General features: G+C 34.6%; 17 protein-coding genes. 12 read left to right on the top strand and 5 right to left on the bottom strand.

All coding sequences use genetic code 11. The features are described from left to right. Positions 1-5: 5 nt before the first annotated feature. From AC4FQ3_RS18320 to AC4FQ3_RS18305, 4 genes are all read right to left on the bottom strand, one after another. On the bottom strand, positions 6-1322 hold the full coding sequence (locus tag AC4FQ3_RS18320) for a gluconate:H+ symporter (protein ID WP_471733229.1): 1317 nt from the start codon (positions 1320-1322) through the stop codon (positions 6-8). A gap of 54 nt (positions 1323-1376) precedes the next feature. Then, positions 1377-2276, bottom strand: coding sequence for a phosphogluconate dehydrogenase (NAD(+)-dependent, decarboxylating) (gnd, locus tag AC4FQ3_RS18315; protein WP_491182801.1), 900 nt, complete (start codon positions 2274-2276; stop codon positions 1377-1379). Positions 2277-2392: 116 nt separating this feature from the next. Next, positions 2393-2833: a cupin domain-containing protein gene (locus AC4FQ3_RS18310; RefSeq protein WP_491182800.1), complete on the bottom strand. Its 441-nt coding sequence runs from the start codon at positions 2831-2833 to the stop codon at positions 2393-2395. Between the two features lie 95 nt (positions 2834-2928). Further along, entirely contained in the window at positions 2929-3942 is a 1014-nt protein-coding gene (locus AC4FQ3_RS18305) for a zinc-binding alcohol dehydrogenase family protein (protein WP_491182799.1), read from the bottom strand. A gap of 224 nt (positions 3943-4166) precedes the next feature. Here AC4FQ3_RS18305 and AC4FQ3_RS18300 point away from each other — a divergent pair, with 224 nt between their 5' ends. The 12 genes from AC4FQ3_RS18300 (at position 4167) to AC4FQ3_RS18245 (ending at position 15760) form a co-directional block, all read left to right on the top strand. After that, on the top strand, positions 4167-4394 hold the full coding sequence (locus tag AC4FQ3_RS18300) for a DUF2683 family protein (protein ID WP_073398021.1): 228 nt from the start codon (positions 4167-4169) through the stop codon (positions 4392-4394). Continuing rightward, entirely contained in the window at positions 4384-4683 is a 300-nt protein-coding gene (locus AC4FQ3_RS18295; RefSeq protein WP_073398020.1) for a type II toxin-antitoxin system RelE/ParE family toxin, read from the top strand. Before AC4FQ3_RS18300 ends, AC4FQ3_RS18295 begins: the two co-directional genes overlap by 11 nt. 285 nt (positions 4684-4968) lie before the next feature. Beyond that, the gene (locus AC4FQ3_RS18290) at positions 4969-5892 is read left to right on the top strand and encodes an SMP-30/gluconolactonase/LRE family protein (protein ID WP_491182798.1); all 924 of its coding nucleotides are present in this window, start codon (positions 4969-4971) and stop codon (positions 5890-5892) included. Between the two features lie 515 nt (positions 5893-6407). Further along, positions 6408-7001, top strand: a complete 594-nt coding sequence (locus AC4FQ3_RS18285; RefSeq protein WP_042565432.1) for a TetR/AcrR family transcriptional regulator — start codon at positions 6408-6410, stop codon at positions 6999-7001. Between the two features lie 320 nt (positions 7002-7321). Then, complete coding sequence (locus AC4FQ3_RS18280) at positions 7322-8461, top strand: efflux RND transporter periplasmic adaptor subunit (protein WP_371198031.1); 1140 nt, start codon at positions 7322-7324, stop codon at positions 8459-8461. Between the two features lie 11 nt (positions 8462-8472). Continuing rightward, the gene (locus AC4FQ3_RS18275) at positions 8473-11643 is read left to right on the top strand and encodes an efflux RND transporter permease subunit (RefSeq protein WP_491182797.1); all 3171 of its coding nucleotides are present in this window, start codon (positions 8473-8475) and stop codon (positions 11641-11643) included. 131 nt (positions 11644-11774) lie between these two features. After that, the gene (locus AC4FQ3_RS18270) at positions 11775-13193 is read left to right on the top strand and encodes a TolC family protein (protein ID WP_491182796.1); all 1419 of its coding nucleotides are present in this window, start codon (positions 11775-11777) and stop codon (positions 13191-13193) included. Between the two features lie 506 nt (positions 13194-13699). Further along, positions 13700-14080, top strand: a complete 381-nt coding sequence (locus AC4FQ3_RS18265) for a DoxX family protein (RefSeq protein ID WP_042565429.1) — start codon at positions 13700-13702, stop codon at positions 14078-14080. After that, entirely contained in the window at positions 14081-14302 is a 222-nt protein-coding gene (locus AC4FQ3_RS18260; protein ID WP_491182795.1) for a hypothetical protein, read from the top strand. A gap of 80 nt (positions 14303-14382) precedes the next feature. Next, the gene (locus AC4FQ3_RS18255) at positions 14383-14769 is read left to right on the top strand and encodes a VOC family protein (RefSeq protein ID WP_491182794.1); all 387 of its coding nucleotides are present in this window, start codon (positions 14383-14385) and stop codon (positions 14767-14769) included. 10 nt (positions 14770-14779) lie between these two features. Further along, positions 14780-15289 carry a DinB family protein gene (locus AC4FQ3_RS18250; RefSeq protein ID WP_073398015.1) on the top strand — a complete coding sequence of 170 codons (510 nt, stop codon included), beginning with the start codon at positions 14780-14782 and terminating at the stop codon, positions 15287-15289. 9 nt (positions 15290-15298) lie between these two features. Next, positions 15299-15760, top strand: coding sequence for a DUF1440 domain-containing protein (locus AC4FQ3_RS18245; protein WP_042565426.1), 462 nt, complete (start codon positions 15299-15301; stop codon positions 15758-15760). Between the two features lie 170 nt (positions 15761-15930). On the opposite strand, the gene AC4FQ3_RS18240 is transcribed toward AC4FQ3_RS18245, so the two are convergent. Continuing rightward, positions 15931-16092 (bottom strand): DUF1328 domain-containing protein, encoded by a 162-nt coding sequence (locus AC4FQ3_RS18240; RefSeq protein ID WP_042565425.1) that lies wholly within the window; start codon positions 16090-16092, stop codon positions 15931-15933. Between the last annotated feature and the right edge of the window lie 26 nt (positions 16093-16118).

Raw genomic sequence — 16118 nt, 5'->3', positions numbered from 1 at the left:
GTTTTTTATTTGATCCATAAATTGAGTACCAAAACGCCAATTAATCCCATTACACCAATGATGGTTTCCATCACCGTCCAGGTTTTAAAAGTATCCGAAATACTGATACCAAAATATTCCTTAAACATCCAGAATCCGGTATCGTTGACGTGAGAACACATTAAACTTCCTGCGCCAATAGACAATACCATTAGTTCCGGACTTACGCCGGAAGCCAATACTAAAGGCTGTACAATTCCTGCTGCAGTTAATCCTGCAACAGTTGCAGAGCCTAAAGCAATACGAATAATTGTGGCAATTAACCAGCCTAAAAATAAGGGAGAAAGTGATGATTTTTCGAAAAATGTACTTAAATCATTTCCCATTCCGCTGTCTATTAAAACCTGTTTAAAAGCGCCACCGGCAGCAATAATTAAAATAATCATGGTGGCAGAACTCATGGCACTACCCGATTTATCCATAATATCCTGCATTTTTCTTCCGCGAAAAATTCCTAAAGAAAATACCGCAAAAAGTACGGCAATTAACATTGAAGTGGTTGGATTTCCTATGAAAAGTAAAATGGATCGTATTGAACCTTCCGACAAAATTAATTCACTAAAAGTCGCTGTTGCCATTAAAAAAACAGGAACTAATGCCGTTAGAATACTGATTTGAAAAGAAGGCATTTCGGCTTCTGTAAAAGTTTTACTTTCGAATAATCCTTTTGGAGGAAACGCCTGGATTTTTTTTAAGAATTCAGGAAAAACGATTCCAGCTGCAAAAAGTGCTGGCAACGCTACCAAAAGTCCGTAAAGTAATGTTTTACCAATATTGGCTTTAAAAATAACCGCAATTGCTGTTGGTCCGGGATGCGGCGGCAAAAAACCGTGCGTTATCGAAAGTGCCGAAGCCATTGCGATTCCCAGATAAATAATGGGCTGTTTGGTACTTTTAGCAACGGCAAAAACCATCGGAATTAAAATAATAAAACCCGCATTATAAAACATCGAAATTCCTACTGAAAAACCCGTAATAACCATTGCCCATTTGATATGCCTGATACCAAAAGAATCAATCATTACGGAGCTTATTCTTTGAGCCGCACCACTGTCTGAAAGTAAGTTACCCAGAATAACTCCAAATGCAATAATTAAAATTAAAGATCCGAGTGTACTTCCAATTCCGGATTGAATTGAATTTATTAAATCCGGAAAAGGCATTTGCTTTGCTATTCCCACAAAAAAAGCGGCAATAATTAAAGCGATAAAGGCATTAAGTTTAACGCCGGAAATAAGAAGCAATAATAAAAGAATACTGGCAATCAGAATCAATAAAGACATGGATTTGAATGTGATAAATGATTAATAACTGTATTCGAAATAGCTAAATAGCTTTTATTCGCTCTTTTCTACAGCGTGTCCGCCAAACTCATTTCGAAGTGCCGCTACCACTTTTCCAGAAAACGTATCCGACATTTGAGAACGATAACGCATCATGATAGAAAGGGCGATCACAGGAGTTGGAACGCCTAAATCTAAAGCGGTTTCTAAAGTCCATTTTCCTTCACCAGATGAATGCATAATTCCTTTTATTCCGTCTAGTCTTTCGTCTTTAGAAAAAGCATTTTCAGTAAGTTCCATCAACCAGCTGCGAACGACAGAACCGTGATTGAACAATTTAGCCGTTTTTTGGAAATCGATATCAAATTCTGAATGTTCAAAAACCTCAAATCCTTCTGCAATAGACTGCATCATTCCGTACTCGATACCATTGTGAACCATTTTAGTAAAATGTCCGCTTCCGGCAGCTCCGGTATATAAAAATCCGTTTTCTACAGAAATGTCCTGGAAAACTTTTGTTACATAATCAAACACATCGGCATCTCCGCCAATCATGGTACAGGCTCCATTTAAAGCTCCAGAAGTTCCGCCAGAAGTTCCACAATCTAAAAAATCAATTCCATGTTCTTTTAGTTGTGCATAACGGCGTTTTGAATCGTTGTAATTCGAATTTCCGCCGTCAATAATAATATCGCTTTTTGACAAATATGGCAATAAGGAAGTAATTACAGCATCTACGATTTCGCCAGCAGGAACCATTAGCCAAATTACTCTTCTGTCTGTAAGCTTTTTGCAAAGTTCTTCAACAGAAAAGGCGGTTTCAATTCCTTCCTGACCAATTTTTGAAACAAAATCGGAGTTGACATCCTGTGCAACAACATTATAATTGTTTCTTTTTAAATTCAAGGCGAGATTAAATCCCATTTTTCCTAATCCTATTATTCCTACTTGCATGTGTGTTTTTTTATTATTTGATTCGTAAAAATATTACTTTCCGTGCTTTTAATTGTTTCAATTTTGATTTAATATGTTAAATAAAAAATTGAAGCGAATGGTTGCAGTGAATATTCCTATCTCAAATCTTTCTTGATTACGAGATATTTTAGGTCTGTTTTTCCAACATTGCTAATGCCGTGTTCTATATTCGACGGACAATAGAAGCTGGTATTTGGTCCGGCAGTTGTGGTTTTTCCGTCCAAATAAAATTGAGCTGTTCCTTCTAGAATATAAAAGAATTCTTCTTCAATGTGATGATGCGGTGCGTGAGTAGATTTTCCGGGTTCAACAATACTCATTTTGAGTGTGTTTTCCTGAGTGAAATTTTTATCACCAAACCAATATTGGTATCCTACTTTGGTTTTTGTTGCTTTGTCTAAATCAAAATGATTGACACAGTTTTCAATGGTATATTTTATCTCTGTTGGCGTTGTTTCTTTTTTTACTTCCTGAGATTGTATGGTATGAGTTATTAAAGTTACGATTGCAACTTTAATTGTGGTTGATAGTTTCATGGCTTTTTTATTGTAATAATACAAAAAAATGGTTTTAAGTAAAAGAGAAAAAGCAAGCCTTATCAGCTTGCTTTCTTCTTTCTTAAATTTTCTCCTTAAATTCTAATTGCAATTTTACCAATAGTAGTTCCAGATTCCAATAGTTTGTGCGCTTCTTTAAAATTAGAGACCGTTAAACCATTCAAAGTTGTTTTTAAAGTAGATTGAATTGTTCCGTTGTCTAATAAATCAGCTAATTTGTTTAAAATATAATGTTGCGCTATCATATCTTCTGTTTGAAACACGGAGCGTGTAAACATTGACTCCCAGTGGAAACTGACACTTTTGCCTTTTAATTGACGAAGATTCACATTTTCGACAGGATCACTTATGCAGCCAATATGCCCCTGAGGTTTTATCAACTCTACAAATGCATTCCAATATTGATTAGCATCAACAAAATCTAATATAAAATCAACTTGTTGAAAACCGGCATCCCGAACTTCTTCTATCAAATTTTTATGATTGACTACAAAATCGGCGCCTTGCTGTTTACACCATTCTATCGATTCAGGACGCGAAGCTGTTGCGATTACAGTTAAGCCTGCCACTTTTTTGGCCAGTTGAATAGCTATTGAACCTACACCACCTGCTCCGCCAATTATCAAAATGGTTTTCCCTTTATCTTTTTCTGCGTCAATTCTGATTCTGTCAAATAATATTTCCCAGGCTGTCAAACCTGTTAACGGCATTGCAGCGGCTTGTTCTATCGAAAGTGATTTTGGCTTCCTGCCCACAATGCGTTCATCAATAAGCTGATATTCTGCATTACTGCCTGGTTTAGTAATATCTCCTGCATAATAAACTTCGTCACCCACTTTAAATAAACTTACCTGATCGCCAATGGCTTCTACAATTCCTACGGCATCCCAACCTATAATTTTTGGCGTTTCTAAAACCGTTTCTTTGGCACTATTCTGGCGCATTTTAAAATCTACCGGATTCACCGAAACAGCTTGAACTTTAACTAATAAATTATGCTCTTTGGGAGTTGGTTTTGGAGTTTCAAATGCTATAAAACTATCTTCTTTTTCTATTGATAATGAGGTTTTAAATCCTATTGCTTTCATCTTTTTATGTTTTGATTTAAACTAATAATACAAAGGTATTCAGAACAATGAAATTGATATTTGTACAAATTGACTATGATTTTGTATATGTTTGGCAGTATTAAATAAATGTCTTTTTTTAGACTGACAAAATTTAAAATCCGTTTACAAAAAAACTATAATGATTAACATGGAAATTAGACTTTTATCTTAACTTTGTTATCAACTTTAGTAAATAAATAATCATGCAGGCAATTAACATCACAGCGTATACAGAAGATGCTTCTCAAATTGAAGCTGTAAAAGCTTTTATGAAAGCACTAAAGATAAAATTTGAGATCGCAAATTTAAAACCGTACGAGCTATCTGCTGAACAACAGCAAATTTTAGACAGCCAAATTAACTTAGATAAAAGTCTGTATACAAATGCTGAGTCAATTTATAAGGATTTAAAAAAGAAGCATGAGTTATAAGATTATCGTTTCACCTATTGCATTAAAGAATATTGAAGAAGCTGTTGAATATTATGTTTTAAAAGTAAATAAAAAAGTTGCTTTAGATTTTTTGAACGATTATAAAAAAACTTATAAAGCTTTGCAAATAAACCCTTTTTATCAAGTGCATGATAATAATTATCACTTTTTTCCTTTTAAGAAATTTCCTTATATAGCTTTTTTTATTATTGATGAAGCTTCAAAAACTGTATTTTTGAATGCTGTTTTTCATACCTCTCAAAATCCCAATAAATATCCTGTAAAATAAATGGGCAGTAGAAATAGGAATCTATTGAAATCTTATAAAAACTAAACCTCTTTCCTAGCCCCGATAGAAGCGGTATCCTTTTTCTGGCTTTTTAGCCAGGAAAAGATACAAGCGGATAGCGGGACAAGCCGTCTTAAAAAACATAATTCGTCTGCTCCTAAAAAAGAATATCCCATGCAAGCGAGAGCACCTTGGTCATGAGCACAAATAAATTAACACAAGAACCATAAAAACAAACTATATTAGCCTTTCATTTTTTTAAAGTAACTTTTAAGCCTTTTCAATATGAACCAACTCCAACTTAAAATAAAATCACATCTAATATTTTTCATCACTTTTGCTTTTACAAATTTCATATACGCTCAGCTATCAGAAGGCAACAACCATAACTTAATTGCAAAAGGCGCCGTTCTCACAAAACTATCCGATCAATACCGTTTTACAGAAGGACCTGCCGCAGATAAAAAAGGAAATATTTATTTTACCGATCAGCCTAATAACAGAATTATGAAATGGTCGGTTAATGGTGAACTTTCTGTTTTTATGGAAAATGCAGGAAGAGCTAACGGTTTGTATTTTGATCACGAAGGCAACCTTTTGGCTTGTGCCGATGAAAAAAATGAAATTTGGAAAATAGACCAAAACAAAAATACTACTGTGTTGGTAAATGACTTTGAAGGAAAAAAGCTGAATGGTCCTAATGATCTCTGGGTTGACCCCAAAGGTGGTATCTATTTTACAGATCCTTTTTACAAAAGAGATTACTGGAAACATACCTCCAAAGAAATAGAGAAAGAATGTGTTTACTATTTATCTCCGGATAAATCTAAAATTATTAACGTTGACGATGAGCTTATAAAACCCAATGGCATTATTGGAACTTCTGATGGAAAAACTTTATACGTAGCGGATATAGCAGCAAACAAAACGTATTCTTATCCCATCAACAGTGATGGGTCTCTAGGCAAAAAAACGCTGTTTACTGAATCAGGTTCAGACGGAATGACAAGAGACGAGTCCGGAAACATTTACTTAACCGGAAAAGGAGTTACTGTATTTAATCCAAAGGGAGAAAAAATAGCCCATATTGATGTTCAGGAACCTTGGACAGCCAATGTTTGTTTTGGAGGAAAAAAATTTAAAACATTATTTATTACCGCCGGTAAAAGTGTTTACACGTTAGAAATGAACGTTCGGGGAATGAAATAATCAATGGATATTGTGCCAAATACTTGTGTTATTCTTTACACTTTGGGAAACCAAACCTTATCAATAAACTGGACTAAAGTCCAGTCCTACAATATGAATCATTCCTCCGGAATTTTATAATCTGTGCCGATAATCATTAGAATGATTTTTTAAAAATCAAAAAAAGAGCCTTCGGCTCGACCAATTTTGTAGAGCTGGACTTTAGTCCAGTTTAAAGGGACGAATATTTATAAGATGACATTGGTTTGATCATAAAATTTCAGCAGTTTTTATCAACTTTATTTATGTTTTTTGACTTTGACGACGTTTTTGCAAAATAAGAGCTCTTAAAAAACTTTAAAAAAGAAATCAATTTTGATAAAAACAAAAATATATAAGGATTAAAAACCTTTAGAAAGCCTTATTTTTCGGCATCTATATCACGATAAGAAAATATTATGACTAATTTATTTCATTATTAGAAAAACGGTGTTACATTTGCCTAACAGTGTTAAACAATTTAATACTTAAATAAAATGGCAAGTAAAGATCGAATTTTAAGACAAAAAGAAGAGACAAGAAGTAACATTCTTGAAGCTGCTTATGCTATCGTCAAAGAAGAAGGATGGCAGGGTCTTAGTATGCGAAAGATTGCTGATAAAATTGAATACACCGCTCCTATTATTTATGAATATTTCTCTAATAAAGAAGCTATTTTAACTGAATTGACCGGAAAAGGTTTTATAAAACTAGCTAAGGAACTTCAAAATGCCAAAGCCAAATTTGAAAAACCAGAAGATCAAATCGAAGCAATGTGGATGGCATATTGGGATTTTGCCTTTACAGATACCGAGATGTATCAGGTAATGTTTGGTGTACAAATGAACTGTTGTTCTCAGCAATGTTCGGCTGCTGAAGCCCCATATAAACTGTTTACGGCGGTGATTGCTGAAATTATGAAAGACAGTAATCCGAGTCCGGAAGTTATTAAACAAAAGTATTTTACTTTCTTTTCTGTTATTCACGGCTTAATCGCGATTAACATCATTAACAGAAGTGAAGTAATGGAAACTATCAACAATCAAATCCTGAAAGATGCGATTGGTGGAATCATAAAATCAATACAATAAAAAAAATTTCATTTTTACTTAACAGTGATAAATGATTTAATGGGTAAATTTGCAAATCCTTTTTTTTACAATTTTACTTAACGACGTTAGAAAATTTAATTGGGTAATACAACGGCTTTTTTTTCGTCATTTACTTAACAATGATAAATAATTTAATACCGATTTATGAAATATAATTCGAATGCATTATTATTTGAAATTTTGCACCAATTTACTTAACAACGTTAGAAAATTTAATAGACATAAATATGAATTTCCAGAATACCACAAATAAAATTTTTAAAAACGAGAATGTCCAACAAATTAAAACCAATATTAAAATGAAAAATGTAATTATAACCAGCTTTATTCTTGCGCTAGTACTAAGTAGTTGTGCAGATAAACAACAGGCTCCAGCTCCTGCAGCGCCGCTTTTGCCTGTTTTAGCTATCCAGAATTCAAATGCTGTTACTGATGCTGAATATCCTGCTTCGATACAAGGAACTGTTGATGTAGAAATTCGCCCTCAGGTAAGCGGAAACCTTGATCGCGTTTTAGTTGATGAAGGTGCTTATGTAAATAAAGGTCAGACTTTATTCAAAATAAACGAACGTCCGTTTCGTGAGCAGTTAAACAATGCTTTGGCAAGTCTTCACGCTTCTGAAGCTGCTTTAATCAACGCTCAGTTAGAAGTTGATAAATTAACTCCTCTTGTACAAAACAAAGTAGTTTCTGATTATCAGTTAAAAACAGCTAAAGCTTCTCAAAAAATTGCTGCTGCCAATATAGAACAAGCAAGAGCAATGGTAGAATCTGCTAAAATTAATTTAGGATATACAAATGTGACAGCCCCAGTGAGTGGTTATATTGGAAGATTGCCTAAAAAACAAGGAAGTTTAGTTTCTGCATCTGATATTGAGCCTTTAACAAAATTATCTGATGTTCATGAAGTTTTTGTTTATTTCTCTTTGGGTGAAACTGATTTCATCAAATTTAAATCTCAATACGCAGGAAACACACTTGGTGATAAAATTAAAAAATTGCCTCCTGTAACTTTAATTTTGGCTGATAATAGCGATTATGGCAAATCAGGAAAAATTGATATGGTCGACGGTCAATTTGATAAAACTACGGGTGCAATTACTTTAAGAGCAACTTTCCCTAATGCAAGCGGAACTTTACGTTCTGGAAATACAGGAAAAATTCGTTTAGGAATTAACCATGACGATGCAATCCTTGTTCCGCAATCAGCAACTATTGAAATGCAGGATAAAGTATTTGTTTTCACTTTAAACAAAGAAAATAAAGTAAACAAAATGCCTATCACAATTATTGGAAAAAGCGGTACAAACTATCTTATTAGCGATGGTGTAAAATCTGGTGACCAAATTGTTTTAAGCGGAATTGACAAACTTCAGGAAGGTCAGGTTATCCAGCCTCAAAAAGCAACAGCAGTTGCGCAAATCATTACTAAAAAATAATTTTTACGAAAATGTTCAAAATATTTATACAAAGACCTGTACTGGCAACTGTTATCTCCATTTTATTGGTGATACTCGGTGTACTTGGACTTACAAAATTGCCTTTACAACAGTTTCCTGATATTGCACCGCCATCGGTTTTGGTAACGGCTGTTTATCCGGGAGCGAATGCAGAAACGGTTTTACGTTCTGTTGCACCATCGCTGGAAGAATCTATAAATGGTGTTGAAAACATGACGTACATGAGTTCTACTGCCAGTAATGATGGTACTCTTGCTATTACTGTTTTCTTTAAATTAGGTACAGATGCCGATCAGGCTGCTGTAAACGTGCAAAACAGAGTTGCTCAGGCAACTAGTCAATTGCCTGCAGAGGTTGTTCAGCAAGGTGTAATAACGGCAAAACAACAAAACAGTTTTATCATGGCAATTGGTATGTATACCGAAGATGAATCGAAATACGATCAGACTTTTGTTGCCAATTATGCTCAAATTAATATTATTCCGGAAATTAAACGTATTCCGGGTGTAGGTTCTGCCAGTATTTTTGGTGGAGTTAAAGATTACTCGATGAGAGTTTGGTTGAACCCAACTCAAATGTCGACTTATAATGTTACGCCAAACGAAGTTATGGCAGCGATTCAGGACAAAAGTTTAGAGGCTGCTCCGGGTAAATTTGGAGAAAGAAGTAAAGAGGTTTTTGAATATGTAATTAAATACAAAGGGAAACTTACCAAACCAGAAGATTATCAAAATATTGCAATTCGTTCTAACGCTGATGGTTCTATTCTTCGTTTAAAAGATGTTGCGAGAGTTGAACTTGGTTCGTATTCTTATAACAGTTTAACACGTTTAAATGGTAAAAAAGGAATTGTAATTGGAGTTATTCAGTTAGCGGGTTCTAACTCAAATGATATTCAGGTTGCGATAAATAAATTGATGATTAAAGCATCAAAAGATTTCCCAACGGGCATCAAACACAATATTTTCTATAGCACAAAAGTATCTTTAGATCAATCGATCGATCAGGTAAAACACACTTTATTAGAAGCTTTTATCTTGGTATTTATTGTGGTATTTATCTTCCTGCAAGATTTTAGATCAACATTAATCCCGGCTATTGCTGTACCTGTAGCAATTTTAGGAACGTTCTTCTTCATGCAATTATTCGGATTTTCGATCAACCTTTTAACGCTTTTCGCATTAATTCTGGCGATTGGTATTGTGGTCGATGATGCAATTGTGGTCGTCGAGGCCGTGCATGCGAAAATGGAGCACAAACATTTGTCTCCAAAAGTAGCAACACATGAAGCAATGCACGAAATAACGGGTGCTATTATCTCGATTACGCTGGTAATGGCTGCTGTATTCCTGCCGGTTGGTTTTATGGAAGGCTCAACAGGAGTTTTCTATCGTCAGTTTGCTTTTACGATGGCAATTGCAATTGTAATTTCAGCCGTAAACGCTTTAACATTGAGCCCTGCCCTTGCCGCTTTATTCTTAAAGGATAATCACGCAGCAAATGCAGACGGAAGTGCTCCTTATGTGAAACAAGGTTTTAAACAAAGATTCTTTAACGGATTCAACAAAAGTTTTGATTCATTGACAAACCGTTATGTTGGCGGATTAAAATTCTTAATTCGTAACAAATGGGTTAGTTTAGGAGGTTTGGCTTTAATTACTTTCGCAACCGTAGTAATGGTTAAAACTACACCTTCAGGATTTATTCCAACAGAAGATCAAGGATTTATCGCGATTGCAGTAAATACTCCTTCCGGAACATCTCTTGACGGAACTCAAAAAGTAATGACAGAAGCTGAAAACACATTAAGAGGTCTTGATGCATCACGATTTGTAACCGCAATTTCTGGTTTCAACTTATTGACAAACTCTACAAGTCCATCTTCTGCAGTAGTTTTCGTATTGCTTAAGCCAAATGAAGAACGTGGAAAAGTAAAAAATATTGATGAAATTATGAATGAAGTTCGTGGCAAATTAGGCGCAATTTCTGGTGGAAGTTTCTTCGTATTTAGTTTCCCAACCGTTCCCGGATTTAGTAACGTTGAAGCTTTAGATTTAGTTCTTCAGGATAAAACCGGAGGTAAACTGGATAAATTTAGTGGAATTTCTCAAAACTTTATCGGAGAATTGATGAAACGACCTGAAATTGCTGTAGCCTTTACTTCTTTCAAAGCCGATTATCCTCAATTACAATTGGATATTAATGATGCAAAAGCAGATCAATTGGGGGTAAAAGTAAAAGACATTCTGCAAACCATGCAGGCTTATTTTGGTAGCGCACAAGCCTCTGATTTCAACCGATTTGGTAAATATTACAGAGTTGTAGTTCAGGCAGATATTGCAGACAGAGCAGATCCATCAGCGATTGATCGTGTCTTTGTAAAAAATAAAGATGGCGAAATGGTTCCGTTAAATACTTTGGTAAAACTAAGCCGTATTTATGGTTCTGAAACTGCTTCGAGATACAATTTATTTAACTCAATTGGTATAAATGCGATTCCGAAACCTGGATTTAGTTCCGGAGATGCCATTAAAGCAATTGAAGAAGTGGCAGCACAACAATTGCCTGCAGGTTATGGATTTGAATTTTCTGGACAAACCCGCGAAGAAATTTCTTCAGGAGGTCAATCGGCAACAATTTTCCTATTGTGTTTGATATTCATTTATTTCCTACTTGCTGCACAGTATGAAAGTTACATCTTGCCTTTAGCAGTAATTCTTTCAATCCCTGCAGGTATTTTTGGAGTTTTCGTAGCCATCGGTTTAACCGGAATCGAAAACAACATTTATGTACAGGTTGCATTGGTAATGCTTATTGGACTGCTCGCCAAAAATGCCATTTTGATTGTCGAATTTGCCGTGCAGAAACGAAAATCAGGTCAGGCATTAGTAAAAGCTTCTATAGACGCTGCAAAATTACGTTTACGTCCAATTATCATGACGTCGCTGGCTTTCGTAGTAGGATTAATTCCGATGATGAGTGCCACAGGACCTTCTGCTCAGGGTAACCACTCTATTAGTATTGGTGCCGCCGGAGGTATGATTTCGGGAGTAATTCTTGGGTTGTTAATCATCCCGGTTTTATTTATCGTATTCCAACATTTACAAGAAAAGGTTTCCGGAAAACCGGTAGCCGTAATTCATAACGAAGAAGAAAAATAAAGAATGGAAAATTATATAACGACAATCCTGGTGACCATCATTATTGGCATCGCCTATATATCGTACAAAATCGCTAAAGATCTGGATAACAGAAAAGATACTTGTACAGAAATTTAATGACAACATATAAAATGAAAAAGTATATAACCAAAATCGTGATGGTCGCCATTTTGATCACCACAGTAATATCCTGTAAGGTTTCGAAGGATATTGAAACTCCAAAAGATGCATTTCCTGAAAATTTCAGGAATGCATCAACTTCAACAGATACAACGAGTATTGCCGATGTGGAGTGGAAAAATTTCTTTACAGAGAAAGATGTTATTCAATTGATTGATAGTGCTGTGGCAAGAAATAATGATTTGCAAATCGCTACCAAAAATATCGAAATTGCACAATACAGATTCACACAATCAAAATGGGGAAATGTGCCTCAGGTGAATTTATTTGTGAATGCAAGTACCAGCAATCCGTCTGACAATAGTTTTACGGGAATGAATTTAAATCAGGCTTTGGGTCAAAAACACATCGATGATTATTCTGCAGGAGCTTCACTTTCGTGGGAAGCTGATATTTGGGGAAAAATCCGCAATCAGAAAAAAGGCGCTTATGCAGGTTATCTTCAATCTGAAGAAGTTAGAAAAGCATTGCAGACTAATATCGTAGCCAATGTTTCAAAAGGATATTACAATCTTTTGATGCTGGACGCACAATTAGAAATTGCAAAACAAAACGTAAAATTAAATGATAGTACAACTACTATTATCAAATTAAAATTTGATGCTGGTCAGGTAACTTCATTAGGAATTCAACAATCTGAGGCACAAAAACTGAGTTCGCAACAACTGATTCCGTTATTGGAACAAAACATTGCTATTCAGGAAAACGCTTTGAGTGTTTTAACAGGATCTTTTCCGAATTCAAAAGAAAGAACTACTCGTTTGAGTTCAATTGAAGTTAAAAACAATAACGCAATCGGAATTCCGTCTAGTTTAGTAAGCAGAAGACCCGATGTAAAAAGTGCAGAATTAGCTTTAAAAGTTGCCAATGCGAATGTTGGAATCACAAAAGCTGATTTATATCCTGCATTGAAAATTACTGCTCAGGGCGGAGTTAACTCTTTCGAAACCAGCAGTTGGTTTAACATTCCCGCTTCATTATTCGGAACTGTTGCCGGAGGTTTAACACAGCCTTTATTCAACAATAAAAGAGTAAGAACGCAATATAACATCGCTGTCGCGGAAAGAGAAAAAGCAGTTTTAACTTTCAGACAATCGGTTTTAGTTGCTGTAAGCGAAGTTGCTGATGCTTTGGTAAGAGTTGAAAAATTAGAGCAACAGGAAACTTTTCTGCAAGAGCGTGTAAAAACATTGCAACAAGCTATTAAAAATTCGAATCTGTTATTCAAAAACGGAATGGCTGAATATCTTGAAGTACTTTCTGCGCAGGCAAATTTACTGCAAAGCGAATTAGAATTAGCTGACATTAAAAGACAACAACTTTCTGCCAATACTGAGTTATATCGCGCTTTAGGCGGAGGCTGGAGATAATACCCGTTTTTAATTATTTATTTGAGATTACGCTGCAAGACTTCGGTTTTGCAGCGTTTTTTTTTGTTTTGCCACTAAGGCACTAAGACACAAAGTTTTTTGAACGCGGATGACGCGGATTCGCAAGCGAAAACACGGATTGTCACGGATTTTTTTACTCTCATTTATGTCTTCCTGAGCGTGCCGAGGCTTCGGGACGCTTAGTCTGGCAATCTTTGAGATTACTTTACTTAAAAAAGTTTCACGCAGATTATACAGATTTAAGCAGATTCAAAATTGATCTTTCTTTTATCATCTTTATTCTATTCTCTATTTTTTTTCTCTTGCTTCTTTCTTCTTTCCTCCAATCTAAAAATCTAAAAATCTAAACTCTAAACTCTAAACTCTAAAATCAAACATCTGTCCCAAATGACCCTAAAATAGTCGCAAATACCTATTCATTATAAAAAATAACATTGGTAGATTTGTATTAAGTAATTAACTAATAACTATTTAAATATTAACCAATGAAAAAAGCAAAGATGATTTTCTGGATTACAACTATTATTATTTTCCTGTTTGAAGGTGTTATGCCAGCACTGACTTCTCAAAGTGAAATGGCAAAAGAAGGAATCAGGCACCTTGGATATCCTGAATATTTTGGGAATGCCTTAGTCGTTTTTAAAATTATCGGCGTATTGATATTAGTGATTCCGCAAGTTTCAAATCGTGTTAAAGAATGGGCTTATGCAGGTTTTGCTTTCGATTTTATATTTGCTTCAATAAGCCATTTTGCGGTTGATGGAGTTGATTTTCAATCTTTCTTTCCTTTAATCTTTTTAGCGATTTTGGCGACTTCATATATTTATCACCATAAAATAGAGCAATACAAAAACATCGCTTTATAAATGCAAAAACCGATGATAGAAGTTTTTAAAACAAATGTTCAGGAAATGGAGCAATCAAAAATGATTGTGATGAAACTTCTTGAGCATTTTCCAAACAGCATCATCAATTTTGATCTCGAAGATTGTGATAAAATTTTGCGGGTTCATGCTGCATCAATTTCAAATCACCGCATTATTGAACTGTTAAATTCTTACGGTTATCATTGTGAACCGCTTCCTTAATCAATTCAAAATATTGATTTTCAGAAGTTTAATTTAAAATCGTAAATTTGGTTGTATCAGCAATCTTAAATAACAGAAAAATGAACATACCAAAAAATCATCAGGTTGTAATGCCGTATTTAATTGTAAAGGGAGCATTAAAATTTATAGAATTTACAAAAAACGTTTTTAATGCGACTGAATTACAAGCACCATTATTGCGCGAAGACGGAACAGTTCAGCATGCTGAAATCACGATGCACAACAGCACTATTATGGTGACAGACGAAACCAAAGATTTTAAAGTCCAAAACGCTAACTTATTTGTATATGTACCTAATGCCGATGAAAGTTTTAAAAAAGCAATCGCTGAAGGTGCAACAGTTTTAATGGAATTAAGCGATCAAAATTACGGCCGAACTTGTGGTGTAACGGATCCTTTTGAAAACATCTGGTGGATCACATCTGTAGATAAATTGACCATTTAAATTAAAAAAGATGAAAACAATAGTGCAAAAAGATATTGTTGAAACATTCAAAAAATTAAACGGGATTCTTTCTGAGTTTTCTGAAATTGAATTAAATACCGTTCCGTACAAAGGCAGTTGGACTGCCGCACAAACAACACAGCATATTATTCTTGTCTGTTCCGGTTATCCCGAATTATTTGCCGGAAAAACGGAAAAAACGGCCAGAAAACCTGATGAAAAAATTAAAGAGATTGAAAGCATCTTTTTAGACTTCAAAACAAAAATGGATGCACCCGATTTTATAAAACCTGAAATTAAGGATTACAGCAAAAATTCGCTAACGTTAACCCTGCTTAATATAGAATCTGATTTACTTAACGCTTCAGAAACTTGTGATTTAACGCTTACATGTCTTGATTTTGAAGTTCCGGGATTTGGAAAATTCACCATTTTAGAATGGATTTATTTTGGTTTAATTCATGTCCAACGACATACGAAGCAGTTACAAGATATTTTTAATTATGCGACAAAACTCTAAAATAATTATATGAAATCAAAAGCGGGAACAATATTTTTAGCAGGATTAATTGCCGGAACACTTGATATTTTAGCAGCGATTTTTATCTACGCAATTCTATTACAAAAAACAACTCCAATAAAAATCCTGCAATCTATTGCCAGCGGAATATTCAAAAAAGAGGCCTACAATCACTCACAAATGGCTTGGTACGGATTGGGTTTCCATTTTATAATTGCCTTTCTTTTTGCCTGGTTTTATTTTATTATTTATCCCTATTTAACCTTCTTAAAAAAGAGCGCCCTCGTTTCGGGATTTCTGTATGGCATTTTTGTCTGGATTGTAATGAATTTGATTGTTCTGCCAATTGTATTTCCGGTTTTACCGGCTAAACATTTAGATTTTCCTTTAATCTTATCGGTCTTGATTCTGATATTTTGTATCGGATTTCCAATTGCGTTTATAGCGCGAAAGTTTTATTCTTTTAAATAAATATTCAATTTTCTTAACGATACATACGACAAACCCGACAGATTTTAAAAACCTGTCGGGTTTAACAGCGTAATGCCACTTGAAATCTGAAACAAAAGATAACAAACAAAAAAAAGCGACACTCCCCAAAGTATCGCTTTTTTTGATTTATATGATTAATCAGTTTATCACTAAACTTTTCTTCTTCCGCTTATTAATGAAAGTATAAATAATACGATAAATATGAAGAATAAAACTTTTGCGATACTAGCTGCTCCAGCGGCAATTCCACCAAAACCAAATATTCCGGCTACTATAGCTAGAATAATAAAAATGACTGTCCAACGTAACATATGATTTGTTTTTAGTTAATAAAAGT

This window comes from Flavobacterium sp. AK-345, from assembly GCF_058310175.1.
Note: the sequence above shows the minus strand (reverse complement) of the source record. Positions and strands in the feature narration are given on the sequence as shown.